The organism is Beutenbergia cavernae DSM 12333 (assembly GCF_000023105.1).
Taxonomy (GTDB): domain Bacteria; phylum Actinomycetota; class Actinomycetes; order Actinomycetales; family Beutenbergiaceae; genus Beutenbergia; species Beutenbergia cavernae.
In genome coordinates this window covers 282814-300775 of the sequence record NC_012669.1, presented here as the reverse complement: position 1 = coordinate 300775, position 17962 = coordinate 282814, and the positions used below count along the sequence as shown (strand labels likewise).

At 73.1% G+C, this 17962-nt stretch carries 17 protein-coding genes; 9 read left to right on the top strand and 8 right to left on the bottom strand.

What is annotated here, in order from left to right:
• Window positions 1–7: 7 nt before the first annotated feature.
• Entirely contained in the window at window positions 8–1327 is a 1320-nt protein-coding gene (locus BCAV_RS01385) for an ABC transporter substrate-binding protein (protein WP_012725321.1), read from the bottom strand.
• 71 nt (window positions 1328–1398) lie between these two features.
• Complete coding sequence (locus BCAV_RS01380) at window positions 1399–2349, bottom strand: nucleoside hydrolase (RefSeq protein ID WP_012725320.1); 951 nt, start codon at window positions 2347–2349, stop codon at window positions 1399–1401.
• 745 nt (window positions 2350–3094) lie between these two features.
• Here BCAV_RS01380 and BCAV_RS01375 point away from each other — a divergent pair.
• Window positions 3095–4447, top strand: a complete 1353-nt coding sequence (locus BCAV_RS01375) for a uracil-xanthine permease family protein (RefSeq protein ID WP_012725319.1) — start codon at window positions 3095–3097, stop codon at window positions 4445–4447.
• A gap of 147 nt (window positions 4448–4594) precedes the next feature.
• Here BCAV_RS01375 and BCAV_RS01370 read toward each other — a convergent pair whose 3' ends face one another.
• Entirely contained in the window at window positions 4595–4909 is a 315-nt protein-coding gene (locus BCAV_RS01370; protein WP_012725318.1) for an SRPBCC family protein, read from the bottom strand.
• A 49-nt stretch (window positions 4910–4958) separates the two neighbouring features.
• Here BCAV_RS01370 and BCAV_RS01365 point away from each other — a divergent pair, with 49 nt between their 5' ends.
• From BCAV_RS01365 to BCAV_RS01355, 3 genes are all read left to right on the top strand, one after another.
• A complete protein-coding gene (locus tag BCAV_RS01365; RefSeq protein ID WP_012725317.1) occupies window positions 4959–6497 on the top strand; it encodes an ATP-dependent DNA ligase in 1539 nt (512 codons plus the stop codon).
• 155 nt (window positions 6498–6652) lie between these two features.
• Window positions 6653–7228, top strand: a complete 576-nt coding sequence (locus BCAV_RS01360) for a dihydrofolate reductase family protein (RefSeq protein WP_012725316.1) — start codon at window positions 6653–6655, stop codon at window positions 7226–7228.
• Window positions 7229–7309: 81 nt separating this feature from the next.
• Complete coding sequence (locus BCAV_RS01355) at window positions 7310–8410, top strand: carboxylate-amine ligase (protein WP_012725315.1); 1101 nt, start codon at window positions 7310–7312, stop codon at window positions 8408–8410.
• Between the two features lie 10 nt (window positions 8411–8420).
• Here the strand turns inward: BCAV_RS01355 and BCAV_RS01350 are convergent, their stop codons facing one another.
• Window positions 8421–8870, bottom strand: coding sequence for a YunG family protein (locus tag BCAV_RS01350; protein WP_245528916.1), 450 nt, complete (start codon window positions 8868–8870; stop codon window positions 8421–8423).
• 131 nt (window positions 8871–9001) lie between these two features.
• Here BCAV_RS01350 and BCAV_RS01345 point away from each other — a divergent pair, with 131 nt between their 5' ends.
• From BCAV_RS01345 to BCAV_RS01335, 3 genes are all read left to right on the top strand, one after another.
• On the top strand, window positions 9002–9940 hold the full coding sequence (locus BCAV_RS01345; protein WP_012725313.1) for a GNAT family N-acetyltransferase: 939 nt from the start codon (window positions 9002–9004) through the stop codon (window positions 9938–9940).
• 103 nt (window positions 9941–10043) lie between these two features.
• The gene (locus BCAV_RS22420) at window positions 10044–10799 is read left to right on the top strand and encodes a helix-turn-helix domain-containing protein (protein WP_012725312.1); all 756 of its coding nucleotides are present in this window, start codon (window positions 10044–10046) and stop codon (window positions 10797–10799) included.
• 19 nt (window positions 10800–10818) lie between these two features.
• Window positions 10819–13158, top strand: a complete 2340-nt coding sequence (locus tag BCAV_RS01335; protein ID WP_012725311.1) for an MMPL family transporter — start codon at window positions 10819–10821, stop codon at window positions 13156–13158.
• 15 nt (window positions 13159–13173) lie between these two features.
• On the opposite strand, the gene BCAV_RS01330 is transcribed toward BCAV_RS01335, so the two are convergent.
• The gene (locus BCAV_RS01330) at window positions 13174–14097 is read right to left on the bottom strand and encodes an RNA polymerase sigma-70 factor (RefSeq protein WP_012725310.1); all 924 of its coding nucleotides are present in this window, start codon (window positions 14095–14097) and stop codon (window positions 13174–13176) included.
• An 81-nt stretch (window positions 14098–14178) separates the two neighbouring features.
• Between BCAV_RS01330 and BCAV_RS01325 the strand changes: the two genes are divergently transcribed.
• Window positions 14179–15123: an NAD-dependent epimerase/dehydratase family protein gene (locus BCAV_RS01325; protein ID WP_012725309.1), complete on the top strand. Its 945-nt coding sequence runs from the start codon at window positions 14179–14181 to the stop codon at window positions 15121–15123.
• Between the two features lie 32 nt (window positions 15124–15155).
• Here BCAV_RS01325 and BCAV_RS01320 read toward each other — a convergent pair whose 3' ends face one another.
• From BCAV_RS01320 to BCAV_RS01310, 3 genes are all read right to left on the bottom strand, one after another.
• A complete protein-coding gene (locus BCAV_RS01320) occupies window positions 15156–15356 on the bottom strand; it encodes a hypothetical protein (protein ID WP_012725308.1) in 201 nt (66 codons plus the stop codon).
• Window positions 15357–15458: 102 nt separating this feature from the next.
• Window positions 15459–15824, bottom strand: a complete 366-nt coding sequence (locus BCAV_RS01315) for a cupin domain-containing protein (RefSeq protein WP_012725307.1) — start codon at window positions 15822–15824, stop codon at window positions 15459–15461.
• Between the two features lie 50 nt (window positions 15825–15874).
• Window positions 15875–17191 carry an MFS transporter gene (locus BCAV_RS01310; RefSeq protein ID WP_012725306.1) on the bottom strand — a complete coding sequence of 439 codons (1317 nt, stop codon included), beginning with the start codon at window positions 17189–17191 and terminating at the stop codon, window positions 15875–15877.
• 147 nt (window positions 17192–17338) lie between these two features.
• Here BCAV_RS01310 and BCAV_RS01305 point away from each other — a divergent pair, with 147 nt between their 5' ends.
• Window positions 17339–17950 carry a Pr6Pr family membrane protein gene (locus tag BCAV_RS01305; RefSeq protein WP_012725305.1) on the top strand — a complete coding sequence of 204 codons (612 nt, stop codon included), beginning with the start codon at window positions 17339–17341 and terminating at the stop codon, window positions 17948–17950.
• Window positions 17951–17962 lie beyond the last annotated feature (12 nt).

The window sequence follows — 17962 nt, the reverse complement described above, 5'->3', positions numbered from 1 at the left end:
CGGTCGCTCACCGGTACTGCGCCCACGCCGTCTCGAGCTCGGAGCTCGCCGACGCGAGCGCCCCTGCGGGATCCGCACCGTTCGCGACGTCGGAGAACGCGCGCCCGAGGATCTCCTCGAACTCCACGTACCCGACCGTCTGCAGCCGCGGCACCGCCGTCGTCGACGTCTCGGCGTCGATGATCGACACGGCGTCCTGGCCGGACGGCGACGCGAAGACCTCGCGCTCGAAGTACTGCGTCTTGCCCTCGACGTTCGCGGGAAGCTCCGGCGAGGCGTAGTAGGCCGCGTAGCCGCCGCCCTCCTCGACCGACATCCAGCGCATGAAGACGGCGGCCGCCTCCTTGTCGTCGCTGAACGGGCTCATCGCGAGCGACCACGATCCGGTCGGCGTCACGGCGTCGCCGCCCTCGAAGTACGGGTGCGCGGCGACGCCCCACTCGAAGTCGGCCTCGGTCAGCTGCGGCAGCAGCCACGGGCCCTGCACCATGTAGGCGGTGTTCCCGGTGAGGAACTCGGCGTCCGACTGCTCGGGCGCGACACCCTGCGGCGACAGGCCGTCAGCGAAGAGCGACCCGTACCAGGTCATGGCCTCGACCCAGGCGTCCGACGTGACGTCCGGCGTCAGGTTCCCCTCGCCCGTCCCGCCGGCCGAGCCGCCGAGCGACATCGGGAGCGGCTGCAGCTGGTAGTACCTGTTCACCTGGCCGAACAGCAGCCCGTTCTGGGCGCCGGCGTCGACCGCCGCGCCGGCGCGCTCGGTGATCTCCTCCCACGTCATGCGGTCCTCCACGGCGGCCGAGGGGTACTCCGCCCCGGCGGCGTCGAGCAGGTCCTTGTTGTAGTAGAGGAGCTGGGTCGAGTTCGCGATCGGGACCGCCCACTGATGGCCGTCGAACGAGCTCGACTCGAGCGGCGCTGGGTCCCAGGCCTCGGCGTCCGGCGCGAACTGCTCCGTGATGTCCTCGGCGTAGCCCCGGGCCGAGAGCGCCGGGATGCGCGGCTGGTCGGCCCAGTACACGTCCGGGTTGCCGTCCTTGTTCGCGATCCGGGCGTCGAGCACGGAGTTGAGCTGGTCGAACGGGACGGCCTCGTACTCGACGGTGATGCTCGGGTGGGCCTCGCTGAACGCGTCGAACACGGGCTGCAGGTCGGCGGCGTCCTGGTGGCCGAGCACCTGGACGGTGGCCGTGGGGTCCTCGTCCGGGAGCGCCCAGGCGGCGTCGTCTCCCCCGTCCCCACCGGACGATCCTCCGGAGGAGCAGGCGGCGGTGACGAGCATGACGGCTGCGGCGAGGGCGCCGACCGCTGGGGTGGTGCGTCGCATGGCGTGTCCTTTCATGACGGCGTTGTCGGGGTCGAACTGGTTGGTCGGGTAGGTCGGGTCGGTCTGGTCGGTCAGTAGGCGGTGATGCGGTCGAGGAAGTAGGCCATGAAGGCGTCGGCGTCGACCGCCGTCGCGATCGTCGTGTTGGCTGGCGGTGCGTCGTGGCCGGTGAGCAGGTCGGCGACGGCGATGCCGCGGCCCACCTCGTCGTTGCTGACGACGTCCACGTGCGCGGGTGCCCACGTGAGCAGCTCCGGGCGGGAGATCGCTGCCACGGCCAGCGGGTCGTGCATGGCGCAGGAGCCGCCGGCGTCCTCCTCGCCCGGGTGCTCGCGACCGAGGCGGTCGAGCCACGCGATGGTGCAATCACCGGCGAACTGGCCGAACGGGCGGCCGCTCGCGGCCATGGTGGCGGCGTGCTCGCGCGTGAGCCGCACCTTCGTGGTGACGTCGAGGCCGACGAGGCGGGTCGGCGCACCGCTGCGCATCACGGCGCGGGCGGCATGGGCGTCGACCCACCAGTTGAACTCGCCGGGCATGCGGCGCGCGTTGGTGTGGCCGAGGAAGACGCCGCCCATGACGACGATCTCCTTGACGGCGCCGGCGACGCGCTCGTCCAGGGCGATGGCCGCGGCGACGTTCGTGAGCGGGCCGATGGCGACGATCGTGATCTCGCCCGGCGACTCCACGACGCGGCGCGCGATCTCCGCCGCGGCGTAACCGGGGGCCGGGACGTGGTGCCCGAACGCCTCGCGCACGGAGTCCGGAGCCGCGCGCACCTTCTCCGGCTCGACGAGCGGCGCCGCGGCTCCGCGGACCACCGGGATCTCGGGGCGGCCGAGGCGCTGGAGCAGCTCGATGCTGAGGTAGGTGCCGCTCTCGACGTCGATGTTCCCGTTGACGGAGGTGACCAGCTCGACGTCGAAGGTGTCGTCTGCGAGGAGGAGCGCGAGGGCGAAGCCGTCGTCGATCTCGGAGCCGGGCGCACCCATGCCCATGTCGGTGTCGAGGATGACGCGCATGAAGGAACTCCCTTGTTCAACTCGTGTTGATTCGCACCAGGTTGACACGTGTTGAACGAGGCGCGCAACTTCCCCGACGTCACGTTTCGGTCACGGCGCCGGGGCGGGTGCTCGGTCGGGCCGTGCCCTCGACGGCGCCCCCACGCCGAACGCACCCCAGGCCGCGCACCCCCACCCCGAACCCACCCCAGGCCGCGCCCCCCCACCCCGAACGCACCCCAGGCCGCGCACCCCCACCCCGAACCCACCCCAGGCCGCGCCCCCCCACCCCGAACGCACCCCAGGCCGCGCACCCCCCCCCGCGCCGAGCGCGCCTCAGGCCGCACACCCACCACGCCGAACGCACCCTGGGCCGCGCACCCCCACGCCGAACGCACCCTGGGCCGCGAACATCGGGCCACAGCAGCGGCTCAGGGCGCCTTCGGCCGGAGGCGCCCGGGCCGAGCGAGCGCGGGCAGCGGCACGCCACGCCGCACCGCGCACCCCCACCCCGAACGCACCCTGGGCCGCGCACCCCCACGCCGAACGCACCGTGGGCCGCGAACATCGGGCCACAGCAGCGGCTCAGGGCGCCTTGGGCCGGAGGCGCACGGACCGGGCGAGCGCGGGCAGCGGCACGCCACGCCGCACCGCGTGACCCGACCGACCGCCGTCGTCCACCCGACGCGACCTCCGCCCGGCGCGCGTTCACTAGAGTTCCACCGGCCCACCCCGGGCGCAGCCGCCCCACCCGCGAAGGACCCGCATGGCACTCATGACCTGGCGTCGCCACGGCGACGGCCGCACGATCGCACCCGGCGCCGTCGTCGCCCCCGACGAGCGACTGTCCTGGCCCCGCACCATCGGCATCGGCATGCAGCACGTCGTCGCGATGTTCGGCGCGACGTTCCTCGTCCCGCTGCTCACCGGCCTCCCGCCGGCAACCACGCTGTTCTTCTCCGCGATCGGCACCGCGCTCTTCTTGCTCATCACGCGCGGACGCCTACCGAGCTACCTCGGCTCCAGCTTCGCGTTCATCGCCCCGATCGGCGCCGCGGCGGGCACGTACGGGATGTCGAGCGCGCTCGGCGGGGTCGTCGTCACGGGCGCGCTGCTCGCCGTCGTCGGCCTCGTGGTGCACGTGGCCGGCGCGCGGTGGATCGACGTCGTCATGCCGCCGGTCGTGACGGGCACGATCGTCGCCCTCATCGGGTTCAACCTCGCGCCCGCCGCGTGGGGCACGTGCCAGCAGTCGGTGGTCGACGGCGAGATCGTCGAGTCCTGCACGAGCGGCTTCCGCGCGGCCCCGGTCACGGCAACGATCACGCTGCTCGCGATCGTCCTCGTCACCGTCCTGTTCCGCGGGATCCTCGGGCGGCTGTCGATCCTGGTCGGGGTAGTGATCGGGTACGTCGTGGCGACGATCCGCGGCGAGGTCGACTTCACCGCCGTCAGCGAGGCTGCCTGGATCGGTCTGCCGCAGTTCACGACGCCGACGTTCACCCCTGCCGTCCTCGGCCTGTTCGTGCCGGTCGTGCTTGTGCTCGTGGCGGAGAACGTCGGGCACGTGAAGTCGGTCTCGGCGATGACCGGCACGAACCTCGACGGCGTCACCGGCCGCGCGCTCATGGCTGACGGCCTGTCCACGGTGCTCGCGGGCAGCGGCGGCGGATCCGGCACCACGACGTACGCCGAGAACATCGGGGTCATGGCCGCCACGCGCGTCTACTCGACCGCCGCGTACTGGGTGGCGGCGGCGACGGCGCTCCTCCTCAGCCTCTCGCCGAAGTTCGGGGCGCTCATCGCCACGATCCCGGCCGGCGTGCTCGGCGGCGCGGCGACGGTGCTGTACGGGATGATCGGCGTCCTCGGCGCGAGGATCTGGGTGCAGAACAAGGTCAACTTCGCCGACCCGGTCAACCTCACGACCGCGGCCATCGCGCTCATCATCGGCATCGCGAACTTCACCTGGACCGCCGGCGACCTCCGCTTCGAGGGGATCGCGCTCGGTACCGCGGCGGCGATCGGGATCTACCACCTCATGCGGGCGATCGCTCGGTGGCGGGGCACGAGCGTCGCGGAGCCGGCGAGCCCGGCGTCAGTCCCGGCCGCCGACTGACGCGCAGCCGCCGTCGCCGCCCCCACACTCCTTCGTCGCTCGACCCCAAGCCTCGAGGTAGTACCGGGCGGGCGAGGTAGGAGGACGGAGCTACTCCCTCGCCCGCCCGGTACTACCTCGGCAAAGGTCAGGGAGCGACCGGCGCGGTCACCCCGCCTCGACGATCTCCTTCACCAGCTTCTTCGCCGCCTTGGCGTTCTTGGAGCCGTCCATCAGAGCCTGCGGCCGGTCGGAGCGGCTCTGAAGCGTCACCGACACCTGCGTCCCGCCCTGCACGGGGGCCACCTGCGCGATCCCGTCGAGCTCCCAGTTCAGCATCGTCTTGCGCGTCACGAACGTGATCCGGCCTCCGGGGGGTGCGTCGGTGACCCGGTAGCGCTTGGCCTCGAGCACCGAGCGGATCGTCGCGAGCACCGCCTCGGGAGCAGCGGGGACGACGGCCGATTCGGTTCCGAGGGTCATGCGTCGCATCCTACGGGCGCGATGTCGGCGCGCGGCGGGAGAATGCCGCATGCTTCTCGCCGAGGTGGCCGCCACGTCCGACGCCGTCGCGGCCACCCGGTCGCGCCTCGCCAAGCGCGCGGCGATCGCCGACCTGCTGCGGCGGGCGCCGGCGGACGACGTCGAGATCGTCGTCGCGTACGTCGCCGGCGAGCTGCGGCAGCGGCGTACCGGCCTCGGGTGGAGGTCGTTGCGCGACCTCCCGGGCCCGGCGGAGGATCCGAGCCTCGAGGTGGCCGACGTCGACGCCACGTTCGCCGCGATGGCCGACCTGGCCGGCCCGGGCTCGGCCACCGCCCGCGCCGCAGCCGCTGCCGAGCTGTTCGCGGCGGCCACGGAACGCGAGCAGGCGCTGCTGCGGGGGCTGGTCTCCGGCGAGCTGCGGCAGGGTGCGCTCGACGCCCTCGTGCTCGACGCCGTCGCCGACGCCGCCGGTGTGCCGGCTCCCGAGGTGCGCCGTGCGGCGATGTTCGCCGGCGCGACCGGCCCGGTCGCCCGCGCCGCTCTCGCCGCCGCCGGTCCGGCGGAGGCGGTCGCGGCGCTGTCCGGGTTCATGCTCACGGTGGGCCGCGCCGTCCGCCCGATGCTCGCACAGTCCGCACCCGACGTCGCCGCGGCGTTCGCGAAGCTCCCCGGGGGCGACGTCGCGGTGTCGGTCGACGTCAAGCTCGACGGCATCCGGATCCAGGTGCACAAGGCGGGCGACGAGGTCCGCGTGTTCACCCGCAGCCTCGACGACATCACCGGCCGCGTCCCGGAGATCGTCGAGGCCGTCCGTGCGCTCCCGGCCGGCGCGCTCGTGCTCGACGGCGAAGCGCTCGCGGTCGACGCCGGCGGCCGGCCGCGACCGTTCCAGGAGACGGCGTCGCGGTCCGCCACCCGTGACGCCGACGTCGCGGCAGCCATGACCCTCACGCCGTTCTTCTTCGACTGCCTGCACGCCGACGGCCGGGATCTCGTCGACGCTCCGCTCCGCGAGCGGCTCGAGGTGCTCGACGCCGTCGCCGGTCCCCACGTCGTGACCCGACTGACGACGTCGGACCCGGCGGCCGCCGAGGAGTTCTTCGCGGCGGCGGTCCGCGACGGGCAGGAGGGCGTGGTGGTCAAGGCCACGGACACGCCCTACGAGGCGGGCCGGCGCGGCGCCGGCTGGATCAAGGTGAAGCCACGGCACACGCTCGACCTGGTGGTGCTCGCCGTCGAGTGGGGATCGGGTCGGCGGCGCGGGTGGCTCTCGAACATCCACCTCGGTGCGCGCGATCCTGCCGGCGGGTTCGTCATGCTCGGCAAGACGTTCAAGGGCATGACGGACGAGATGCTGGCGTGGCAGACGGAGCGGTTCCTCGAGCTCGAGACGTCGCGCGACGAGTGGGCGGTCCACCTGCGCCCCGAGCAGGTGGTCGAGATCGCGTTCGACGGGCTCCAGCGCTCCACGCGGTACCCCGGCGGTCTCGCGCTCCGGTTCGCGCGGGTGCTGCGGTACCGCGACGACAAGACGGCGGCCGAGGCCGACACCATCGACACTGTGCGCACCCTCGCCGGGCTCTGAGAGGCCCGCTCACGGGCGGCCGCGGAAGGGTTCGTTGCCGCTGCGGCAACTGACCTTCCGCGGCGTGCGGCGCAGGGCGACCAGCGCCGTTCGCCGACGGCGGACGGCCCGCGCGTCGCCGATCCTCGCCCGCGGCGAGGCGGGAAGGTGAGGCGATGCGACGCCTGACCTACTACATCGCCCTGTCCATCGACGGCTACATCGCCGGACCGAACGACGAGGTCGAGTTCTACCCGCAGTCCGAGGAGTACTCCACCTGGATGGCAGCGGAGTTCCCCGACGCGATCCCGACGCACGTCCGCGCCCACCTCGGCATGCCCGACACGCCGAACCGGCACTTCGACACGATCGTCATGGGTCGCCGCACCTACACGCCCGCGCTCGACGCCGGCGTCACGAGCCCGTACGCGCACCTGCGCCAGTACGTCGTCTCGACCACGCAGGAGCAGGTCGACCCGGACGTGACGATCGTGCGCACGGACCCGATCGCCCTCGTCCGCGAGCTCAAGGCGGAGGACTCCCAGCTCGACATCTACCTCGCCGGCGGCGGCACGCTCGCCGGCGCCCTGCTGTCCGAGATCGACCGCCTGATCGTCAAGCTCTACCCGGTCGTCGCCGGCGCGGGAAAGCAGGCGTTCGGCGGCTCCGCCTTCGCGCCCACGGCGTTCGACCTCACGGACGTGACGACGTTCGACGGCGGGAACGCGGTGCTCACGTACGACCGCGCCTGACCCGTCCGGTCGGGACGTCTGCCTCGCGTGTCGCCGTCGGCCGGCGATGCCGAACATCCGAGCACGCAGCACACTGACGCCATGCGAACGGTGGGAGTCGAGGAGGAGTACATCCTCGCCGGGCCCGACGGCCGGCCGGTCGCCCGCGCGGCCGCCGTGCTGACGAACGACGCCGTCGCGACGTTCGCGCACCCCGAGGCCGCCCCGGGCGACCTCGACGAGGAGTTCTTCCAGCAGCAGATCGAGATCGGCACGCCGATCTGCTCGACGCTGGCGGAGGTGTCCGACGCCCTGCGGGCGTGCCGCGCCCGGGCCGACGCCGCCGCGGCGCACGTCCGGGCGGGGATCGTCGCGCTCGGGACGTCGCCGTTCGAGTCGGAGACCCGGACGACCCGCGGCGAACGCTACGAGCAGATCGCCGAGCTCCTGGAGCAGCCCGCCCGCGAGTCGCCGATGAGCGGCTGCCACGTGCACGTCGGGATCGCCGACGACGACGAGGGCGTCGCCGTCATCGACCGCATCCAGCGCTGGCTGCCGGTCCTGCTCGCCATGTCCGCGAACTCCCCGTTCTGGAACGGTGAGGACACGGGCTACTCGAGCTACCGCAGCCAGGTCTGGTACCGCTGGCCGAGCGCCGGACCGGTGGCGCCGTTCGGCTCCGCCGCGGCCTACCACGAGGCGGTCGCGGCCCTGCTGCGCACGGGCGCGATCCTCGACCCCGGCATGGTCTACTTCGACGCGCGCCTCTCCCACCGCTACCCGACCGTGGAGGTCCGGGTGGCGGACGTCTGCCTCGACGTCAACGACGCTGTCCTCCTGGCGGTCCTCGTGCGAGCGCTGGTGGAGACGACGGCGCGCGAGGCGCGCGACGGCGTGCCGGCGCCGGCCGGCCGGGCCGAGCTCCTGCGCCTCGCCGCGTGGCGAGCCGCGCGCACGGGGCTCACCGAGCGCATCGTGAGCCCGGTGTCCGGGACGCCGGAGCCGGCCCACGACGTCGTCCAGGAGCTGTTCGCGTACCTCGGGCGCGCGCTCGCGGACTCGGGCGACCTGGCGACGGCCACCACGCTCTGGCACCGCCTGCGCGAACGAGGCACGGGCTCGGAGCAGCAGCGGCGCTGGTACGCCGAGTCGGGCGACTTCGGCGACGTCGTCGCGCGCGCCCGCGAGCGCACGATGGCCTGACGAGGCGCCGCTACCGCCCGTCCGGTCGCGGCGCGTCGGGTGCGCCGCCCGTCCCGCCGAGATGCGCTCGGACGCCTGCGAGCAGGCTGTCGCACCGGGCGAGCGTCGTCGCGCCGTCACCGAGAGCGTGCCGGTCCAGCACCTGGCGGGCGACAACGACGGATCCGGGCGGGAACTGCTGCCAGGTGAGGTCGACGGCGACCGAGCCGCCCCCGACGCGGAGCTCGTTCCAGAAGTGGACCTCGTGGCTGACGCCGGTCCAGACCACACCCTTGACGATCTCGGCCGACGGGAAGAAGTGCTGGACGACGCGCGCTGTCGGATAGCACTGACCGAGTGCGGGATTGCGCTCGTCCCAGACGCCGCCATACGACGTGCGCGAGCTCCACGACGCCTCGAGCGCCTCACGGACCGCGATCAGGTCGACGCCGTCGGCGGGCGGCACGTCAGCCACTGCCACGTCCGCAGACTAGCGATCCGAGCGGGTCTGGCCTTGGTCGAGGATGACGACGATGCGCGCGCCCACGAGCTCGCTGCGGCTCCGACGCAAATCGCTGGCCGTGCGTCCCCGGCGGTGCGATCGTCGCCCGCGTGACGAACGTCGTCGTCGACCGGCTCGACGAGCCGCTGGCCGCCGGGCTCGCCGCCGTGCACGCACGGGACGCCGTCGTCGACGGCATCGACCCGCGATCCGTGGCCGAGCAGGTGCCGACGGCGGACGACCTGCAGCGCACGGCGCGCGACGCCGAGGAGTTCCGGCTCGCGACCGGCGACGGCGGCGAGCCGGTCGGGTGGGGCGCGCGGACGTCGTGGGTCGAAGACGACGGCACGCGGGTCGTGCTGCTGACCGGCCACGTCGCCGCCGGGTACCGCGGGCGCGGCGTCGGCGCACGCCTGCTGCGCGACCTCGAGGCGTCCGCCCGCGACGCCCGGCCGGGCCCCACCCCGCGGCGCACGTCGGTGCTGGGCGCCAACGCCTCGTCGCACCAGGACGACCGGCGCGCCCTCCTGGAGTCCGCCGGCTTCGCCGTCGCCACCTCGATGGCGGAGATGCGCCTCGACTCAGGCGACGCGCCCCCGCCCCGAGCCGCACCTGCGGACGTCGCGGTGCGGGACGCCGTCCCCGGCGACGCCGCGGCCCTGCACACGATCGCGCGGCGGGCCTGGGCGGGCCGAGAGTTCTTCGCGATGCCGCCGCTGGCGTCCTACGCCGACTGGCTGGGGCGGGCGGACCTCACGCTCTTCCGGGTGGCGGAGGCCGACGGCGTCCCGATCGGCTACGTCGCCGCGGAACCTCGGGGAGGCGGCGTGACCGAGCTCGACGACGTGGCCGTCGACCCGGCGTTCCAGCGGCGCGGGATCGCGAGCGCGCTCTGCCGGGACGTCGCGGGACGCGCCGTCGCGCGCGGTGCGCGGGAGCTCCGGCTCGTGACCGAGGCGGACGACCCCGCCGGGGCGCGCTCCCTGTACGCCGGCCTCGGGTTCGACGTCGTGCGCGAGCACCTCCGCTACCGCAAGCCGCTCGCCTGAGGGGCAGGTGGTCCCGGGTTCGCCCGCGGACGCCGGCCCGCTGTGACCGATGGCACAGAGTGCAGGATTGCACTGAGTGCACGTTTCGTGTGACCGTGGATCCATGACCACGACCGCCGGCCCCGAGACGGGCAGCGCCCCGACGGGGCTGCGCGAGCGACGCCGCGAGGAGACCCGCGCGGCATTCGCCCACGCGGCGTTCGAGCTCGCCTCCGAGCGCGGCCTCGACGGCTTCACGATCGACGAGCTCGCCGAGGCGACCGGCCTCGCACGCCGCACCTTCTTCAACCACTTCACGTCGAAGGAGGAGGCGGTCGCGCACGTCGTCGTCCTCAAGGTGCGCGAGGTGCTGGCCGTGATCGCCGACTCCCACGAGGAGCACGGCGAGCCCGAGGAGCACGAGGGTGACGACGTGGACGACGACGCGCACGTCGCCGCCCTGACGTGCCGCCTCCGGACGAGGTACGCGGGCGACCTGGCGGCCACCCTGGGAGCCGTCGACGAGGTGACGCGGTCGCTGCTCGCGCCCGACGTCCTCACCACGCTCCGTGCCTTCGCGCAGCTCGCCGAGCGGCACCCACAGCTCGTCCCGCACCTGTTCACCGTCGAGAACGACGCGCGCACACAGGCCGCCGAGCTCCTGCGCACGCCGGAGCACGGCGGGCTCACCGACCTCCAGGCCCACCTCGTACCGGGCGCCGTCATCAGCACCATCGCGCCGGTCGTCGGCGGCGAGCTCCTGCTCGTCGAGCTCGACGGCGACGCACCGGGCGCCATCACGACCGACGAGCTCGTCGGTCAGCTCATCACGTTCCTCACCCGCGGCATCGCCGCGGAGCACCCAGCCCAGCCCGTCTGACCTCCACGAGGAGACCCCCGTGTCGACCCTGCTCTACCGCCTGGGCAAGCTCGCGTTCCGCGCCCGCGGTCGCGTGCTGCTCGTCTGGCTCGTGATCCTCGGCGCCGTCGGCGTCGCGATCGCGCTGAACCCGCCGCAGACGTCCACCGAGTTCCGTCTCGACGGCACCCCGTCGCAGGAGGTCCTCGACCAGCTGACCGAGGAGATGCCGGACGCCTCGGGCTCGCAGGCGAGCATCGTCTTCGTCGCTCCGGACGGCACCCGGGTCGACGACCCCGAGGCCGCCGCCGCGATCGCCGACGCCGTCGCGCAGATCAACTCCAGCGACATCGTCGCTCCCCCCGCGCAGCAGGAGGCGCCGGCCGACCCGAGCCAGATGACCCCCGAGCAGCTCGAGCAGGCGCAAGCGGCTGCCGAGGCGATGACACCGGTCGGTGATCTCCAGCTCCTCCCGCTGATGCTGGACGAGACGACGGCGGTGCCGGGCGTCATCATCTCGGAGGACGGCAGCGTCGCGATGCTCAGCGTGCAGCTCACCGAGCAGGCGATGGACCTGCCGGAGGGCGCCACGGACGGCATCGTCGAGGCCGCGGAGTCGGCCGAGGACGCCGGCCTGACCGTGCTGCCCAGCTCGAGCCTCACCACGACGTTCGAGGTGCCGATCGGCACCAACGAGATCTTCGGCCTGCTCATCGCCGCCGTGGTGCTCATCATCACGCTCGGCTCGCTCGTCGTCGCAGGTCTGCCGCTCGTCACGGCGCTCGTCGGCGTGGGCGTCGGCGTCGGGACGGCGTACGCGCTGTCGAGCGTGATCGACATGATGTCGATGACGCCGATCCTCGCGCTGATGATCGGGCTGGCCGTCGGCATCGACTACGCCTTGTTCATCGTCAACCGCCAGCGCCGGCTCATCCTCGACCAGGGTCTGAGCGCGCACGAGGCCGCCGGCCGTGCCCTCGGGACAGCGGGCAGCGCCGTGTTCTTCGCCGGCCTCACGGTGATCGTCGCCCTGACCGGGCTGTCCGTCGTCGGCATCTCCTTCCTCACGACCATGGCGCTCATCGCAGCCGCGACGGTGCTCGTCGCGGTCCTCGTCGCGCTGACGCTGCTGCCCGCGATCCTCGGATTCGTCGGGGAGCGCGTCGTGAGCGCGAAGCAGCGTGAGAAGGCCGTCGGTCACCGACACGCGGAGCGGACCACCTTCGCGACCCGCTGGGCGAGCGGCATCGCACGGCACAAGGTCCTCGTGACGATCGGGACCGTCGTCGCCCTCGGAGCCATCGCTGTCCCGTTCGGCAGCATGAACCTCAACCTGCCCACGGCCGCCACGGCGAACTTCGACACGGTCGAGCGCCAGAGCTACGACGCCATCACCGAGGGCTTCGGCGAGGGCTTCAACTCCCCGCTGCTCGTCGTCGCAAGCTCCGAGAACGGCGAGCCGATCGACGTCGCCACGATCGGCACCCTCAAGGAGGACCTGTTCGCGCTCGACGACGTCAGCGCGGTCATGCCGACAGGCCTGTCCGAGGACGGCGCGACGGCGACGCTCACGGTGGTCCCGGAGAGCGGGCCGAACGACGCGGCCACGCGCGACCTGGTCGAGGCGATCCGCGCGCTCGACGCGACGGACGGCGTCGAGCTCGGCGTGACGGGCGAGGCGGCGATCAACATCGACATCTCGCAGGTGCTGTCCGACGCGCTCGTGCCGTACCTCGTCGTCATCGTCGTGCTGTCGCTGCTCATCCTCCTGCTGGTCTTCCGGTCCGTGTTCGTGCCGGTCACCGCGACGCTGGGCTTCGTGCTCAGCATCGGCGCCACGCTCGGGGCGACGACGGCGGTGTTCCAGTGGGGCTGGGCGCGTGAGCTGTTCGGGTTCGACACCCCAGGGCCGCTGCTGAGCTTCCTCCCGATCATCGTCACCGGGATCCTGTACGGGCTCGCGATGGACTACCAGATGTTCCTGGTGTCCTCGATGCGCGAGTCCCACGTGCACGGACACCCCGGCGTCAAGGGCGTGGTGCACGGCTACGCGATGGCCTCGCGGGTGGTGGTCGCCGCCGCGATCATCATGATCTCGGTGTTCGCGGGCTTCATCTTCAGCCACGACGCGATGATCAAGCAGATCGGATTCGCGCTGGCGATCGGGATCCTGTTCGACGCGTTCGTCGTCCGGATGATGCTCATCCCGGCCGTCATGTCGATCGCGGGTGAGAAGGCGTGGTGGCTGCCGCGCTGGCTCGGGCGGATCCTGCCGAACCTGGACGTCGAGGGCGACCGGCTCGTGCGCTCCCTCGAGGCCGCCGACCGCGGACGGCACGCTGCCGCAGGCGACGACGAGCGGGAGCTCGCCAAGGTCTGACGCCGGGCCCGGCGACTACGCCTCGCCGCGGAGGAAGGCGAACATGTCGCCGACCTGGCCGACGTGCTGGAGCTTGTCGGGGTTGAGCTGGTTGCGCAGCGCGACGACCTGGCCGTCCGCGACGTCGATCGTCATGACGCTGAGCAGGTCGCCCTGGGCGGTGCGGACGACCATCGCGAGCTGGCCGTTGGCCTCGCCCGCCTCGATCACCGCGCCGAACCGCTCGCCCTGGCGGATCATGCCGCCGAGGAAGCGGACCACCCCGGCCATGCCGATCAGCGGACGCTGGATGGCCGGGGCCCGGCCGCCGCCGTCGCCGACGAACACGACGTCGGCGGCGAGCAGCCGCTCCAGCCCGGCCAGGTCGCCGTCGGTGACGGCGGCGATGAACTGCGCCGCCAGCCGGTCCCGGTGCTCCCGGTCGGCGTCGAACCGTGGGCGGCCGGCGTCGATCCGCTTCCTCGCCCGGACGAGGATCTGCCGGCAGTTCGACTCGTTCTTCTCGACGATGGCGGCGACGTCCGCGTAGTCGTAGCCCAGCACCTCGCGCAGCACGAACACGGCGCGCTCCACCGGGGTCAGCGCCTCCAGCAGCACGAGGAACGCCGTGGACACGGTCTCGTCCAGCTCGATCCGGTGCGCGGGGTCGGCGTCCTCGGACGGGAGGAGCGGCTCAGGCAGCCACGGGCCGACGTACCGTTCCCGCCGGACCCGGGCCGAACGCAGCGTGTCGATCGCCAGCCGCGTCGTGACGGTGGTCGCGTACGCCTCCGGGTTGTCGACGTCGAGTCCGTCCGGCGCGCCACGGTGCATGCGGAGGAACGCCTCCTGCACCACGTCCTCCGCCTCCGCGACGCTGCCGAGCATCCGGTAGGCGATCGAGAACATCAACGGGCGCAGGTCGTCGTGCAGCTCCGCCAGATCGGACACGTCGCGCATTCAATCACGCAGAGGTGTCACATCCGCGGGCAGCGTCTCGTCGGACGGGCTGACAGACGGACCAACGAAGAAGGAGTCATCATGCGAGTCTTCGTCGCAGGCGCCACCGGAGCCCTGGGCAGCAACCTGGTACCGCTCCTCGTGGCGGCCGGCCACGAGGTGGTCGGCACCAGTCGGAGCGCGGCCGGGCTGCCGGCTCTGAGTGCGGCCGGGGCCACCGGGGTGATCATGGACGGCCTCGACGCCGACAGCGTGCTCCGCGCGGTCACCGACACCCAGCCCGACGTGATCGTCCACCAGCTCACGGCCCTCGCGACCATGAGCGGCAACCCGAAGTACTTCGACCGTGACTTCGCCGTCACGAACCGCCTGCGGACCGAGGGCACCGGCAACCTGCTGGCCGCCGCCCGCGCGGCCGGAGTCACCCGCTTCCTGGCGCAGGGCTACATCGGCTGGCCCAACGAGCGCTCCGGTGGGTGGGTCAAGACCGAGGACGACCCGCTGACCGTCGACCCCGGCAGGGAGGCACGTCAGTCGCTCCAGGCGCTCCGGTACCTCGAACGGGCCGTCACCGAGGCCCCGGGCATCGACGGGCTGGTCCTGCGCTACGGCAGCTTCTACGGCCCCGGCCAGGCCGCGTCGCGGACCGGCACCATGGGCGAGATGATCCGGCGCAGGCGCTTCCCCCTGGTCGGCGGCGGGACCGGCGTCTGGTCGTTCATCCACATCGCCGACGCGGCGGCTGCGACAGCGGCGGCCGTGGAGCGCGGCGCCCCCGGCGTCTACAACATCGTGGACGACGAGCCTGCGCGGGTGTCGCAGTGGCTGCCCTACCTGGCCGAGCAGCTCGGCGCCAAGCCCCCGATGCGCCTGCCCGCCTGGCTGGCGAGGCCGATGATGGGCGAGCTGGGCGTCGCGATGATGACCTCGGTGCGCGGCTCGTCCAACGCGAAGGCCACGCGTGAGCTCGGGTGGACGCCGCGGTACGCGACCTGGCGGGAGGGGTTCCGCACCGGCATCGGCTGACGGGCGGTGGCCGCCGGCGCGCCTGCCACGACTCAGGCAGGCTCCTCCGGGGCGTCATCACCCAGGTCGACCTCGGCCTTCTGCTCGACGACGTCGACCGGGTCCGCGTCCCACTCCTCGCCCGGCTCCTCACCGCTCGCGGTCACCTCGGGGTCGTCGACGCCGGGCTGGCGGGCGGCCAGCTCCTCCGCGTAGTCGCTCTCGGGGACGTCGTCGGGTCGCGTGGTGGTCATGGCGATCGCCTCCGGGCGGGTGCGGGCTCGTGCGCCCAGTCTCCCCCGGCCGGGCCGACGCCGCACCAGGCGGCCGGCACCGGCGGACTGGCCCCTCCCTGCTCACCGGGCGGCGTCGGTGCCCTCGGCGCGGTCGCTCCACCACTCCGTCTCCATGCGGTCGGCCGCGTGGATGTTGACGCTGAGCGCCGGCGCGTCGGTGCGGTTCGTGAACGAGTGCCAGGCACGCGCCGGGGCGACCACGATCTCGCCCGGCCCGACGCCCTTCGTCACGCCTTCCACGGTGAACTCGAGGGTTCCCTCGATGACGACGAACGTCTCGTCGTACGGGTGGCGATGCTTCGGCGGACCCTCACCGGGGCCGGCCCGCTCGACGAAGAACGAGACGGTGGCGCCGTGGTCCGCGCCGATGAACGTCGGCGTGCCGCCCGGCCGCGAGGCGAGCTGGTCGAAGCTGAGGATGTCCATGGTTCCCCCTCCTGGCGCGACGCCCCCGCGGCGCCGCGGCGGGTCCCACCCTACGGCTGTGGGTCGCGGGCGTCGTAGGAGAGGAAGCGCCGGTTCGCTGCGACCAGCAGGGCGACGACGACGAGGCAGCTCAGCCCGCCGACGACGGCGGCCCAGCCCTCCCCGAGCCACGTCGCCTCGGCGCCGAGCACGAGGTCGCCGAGCCGCGGGCCGCCCGCGACGACGACGATGAACACGCCCTGCAGCCGGCCGCGCATGTGGTCCGGCGTCGCCGCCTGCAGCACCGTCTGCCGGAACACGGCGCTGACGGCGTCGGACGCGCCGGCGAGCGCGAGGAGCACGAACGCCGCGACGAGCGCCGGGACGACCACGGTGTCCGGCTCCCGCGCGCCGGCCAGGACGAGGACGACGCCGAACCCGGCGACGCTCACGGCGAAGCACGCGATCGCGACGACGATCGCGCGGCCCTGCCAGCGCACGCGTCCGAGCCCACCCGAGAAGAGGCTCGCGAGCACGGCACCGACGGCGATCGCCGCGGTGAGCGTGCCCGTCGTCCCCGCACCGCCCCCGATGATGAGCACCCCGACCGCAGGGAACAGGACGCGCGGCATGGCGAGGACCATCGCCGCGAGATCGAGCACGAACGTCATGCGCACGTTCGGGCGCGTGCCGAGGTAGCGCAGGCCCTCGAGCACCGAACCGAAGCCGACCCGACGGCGCACCGCCGAGCGCGCGGCGCTCTCGTCGCCGTCGTCGTCAGCGGTCTCGATCGGCGGCAGGTCGGGCAGCCGCCACAGCGCGTACAGCGCTCCCGTGAACAGGGCGAGGTCGAGCGTGTACGCCTCCGCGTAGCCCCAGGTCGCCACGAGGAACGCCCCGAGCAGCGGGCCGAGCGTCAGCGCCAGGCTGCCCGAGAGACCTTGCAGCGCGTTCGCGGCGGGCAGCAGCTCGCGCCCGACCAGGCGCGGGATGATCGCCGTCCGCGCCGGGTTGTTGATCGCGTACCCCGCGGACTGCACGGCGACGATCGCGTACAGCAGCGGCACGGACCCCACGTCCAGCCACGCCTGGGCCGCGAGCACCGCCGTGACGAACCAGAGCGCGATCGCCGAGGCGAGGGCGACCTTGCGGCGGTCGAACGCGTCGACGAGCGCCCCGCCGTACAGGCCGAGCAGCACGAGCGGCACGAGCGCGCAGATGCCGAGCAGGCCGACGGCGAACGTGGAGGCGGTGAGGTCGTACACCTGCAGCCCGACGGCGACGACGGTGAGCTGCCAGCCGATGTTCGAGATGCCGAGGCCCCACCAGAGGCGCCGATACGCCGGGGAGACGCGCAGCGGCGTCGTGTCGGCGAGCAGGCGGGGCACGGCGCTCGACCCTACGCCGGTGCCCGACGGCGGTGCCGCCGGCGTCCGCGCCTCGACCCGTCCGCGTGGCCCGGCTGGCGGCCCGGGCGGCCGTCCGTAGGATCGCGCATGCCGCGCGTCGAGCGCGCCTGAGCTGGAGGTCGCCTCGTGACGGAAGCCCGGACCAGGCCGAACGTCCTCGTGACGGTGCTGCGCGCCGTCGTCGTCGCGCTGGTGCTCTCGGCGGAGATCTACCTGATCGTCCTCATCGGCGAGGCGTTCAACCCGGCGAACCACTTCTCCTACTTCACCGTGCTCTCGAACGTGCTCGGCGCCGTCGTGCTCGGGATCGGGATCTTCCGGCCGGTGCCCGACGTCGTGCGCGGCGCCGCCGCGACCTACCTCGTCGTGACGTTCGTGGTGTACGGGCTGCTGCTGCGCGGCGTCGACGTGCAGACGCCGTCGTACGCCAACTGGGTGCTGCACTTCGTCGTCCCGATCCTCGTGACGCTCGAGTGGCTCCTCGCTCCCCCGGCGCGCCGCCTCGCGGTGCGAGACGTCGCGTGGTGGCTGGTGTTCCCGGCGGTCTACCTCGTCTACACGCTGATCCGCGGGCCGATCGTCGGCTGGTACCCGTACCCGTTCCTCGACCCGCGCGAACAGGGGTATGCCGCCGTCGCCGGATGGTGCGTGGCGGTCGCCGTCGCGATCGTGGCGATCGGAGCGCTCGTGGCGTGGGTCGGGAACGTCCGCGGCGCACGTGGCAGGGTCCGGGCGTGAGCCTCGACCCCG

Coding starts and splice junctions, on each gene's coding strand:
- BCAV_RS01360 (WP_012725316.1), top strand. CDS start 6,653: ATGCGACGCCTGACCTACTACATCGCCCTGTCCATCGACGGCTACATC.
- BCAV_RS01385 (WP_012725321.1), bottom strand. CDS start 1,327: ATGCGACGCACCACCCCAGCGGTCGGCGCCCTCGCCGCAGCCGTCATG.
- BCAV_RS01365 (WP_012725317.1), top strand. CDS start 4,959: ATGCTTCTCGCCGAGGTGGCCGCCACGTCCGACGCCGTCGCGGCCACC.
- BCAV_RS01320 (WP_012725308.1), bottom strand. CDS start 15,356: ATGACCACCACGCGACCCGACGACGTCCCCGAGAGCGACTACGCGGAG.
- BCAV_RS01380 (WP_012725320.1), bottom strand. CDS start 2,349: ATGCGCGTCATCCTCGACACCGACATGGGCATGGGTGCGCCCGGCTCC.
- BCAV_RS01355 (WP_012725315.1), top strand. CDS start 7,310: ATGCGAACGGTGGGAGTCGAGGAGGAGTACATCCTCGCCGGGCCCGAC.
- BCAV_RS01375 (WP_012725319.1), top strand. CDS start 3,095: ATGGCACTCATGACCTGGCGTCGCCACGGCGACGGCCGCACGATCGCA.
- BCAV_RS01325 (WP_012725309.1), top strand. CDS start 14,179: ATGCGAGTCTTCGTCGCAGGCGCCACCGGAGCCCTGGGCAGCAACCTG.
- BCAV_RS22420 (WP_012725312.1), top strand. CDS start 10,044: ATGACCACGACCGCCGGCCCCGAGACGGGCAGCGCCCCGACGGGGCTG.
- BCAV_RS01330 (WP_012725310.1), bottom strand. CDS start 14,097: ATGCGCGACGTGTCCGATCTGGCGGAGCTGCACGACGACCTGCGCCCG.
- BCAV_RS01370 (WP_012725318.1), bottom strand. CDS start 4,909: ATGACCCTCGGAACCGAATCGGCCGTCGTCCCCGCTGCTCCCGAGGCG.
- BCAV_RS01315 (WP_012725307.1), bottom strand. CDS start 15,824: ATGGACATCCTCAGCTTCGACCAGCTCGCCTCGCGGCCGGGCGGCACG.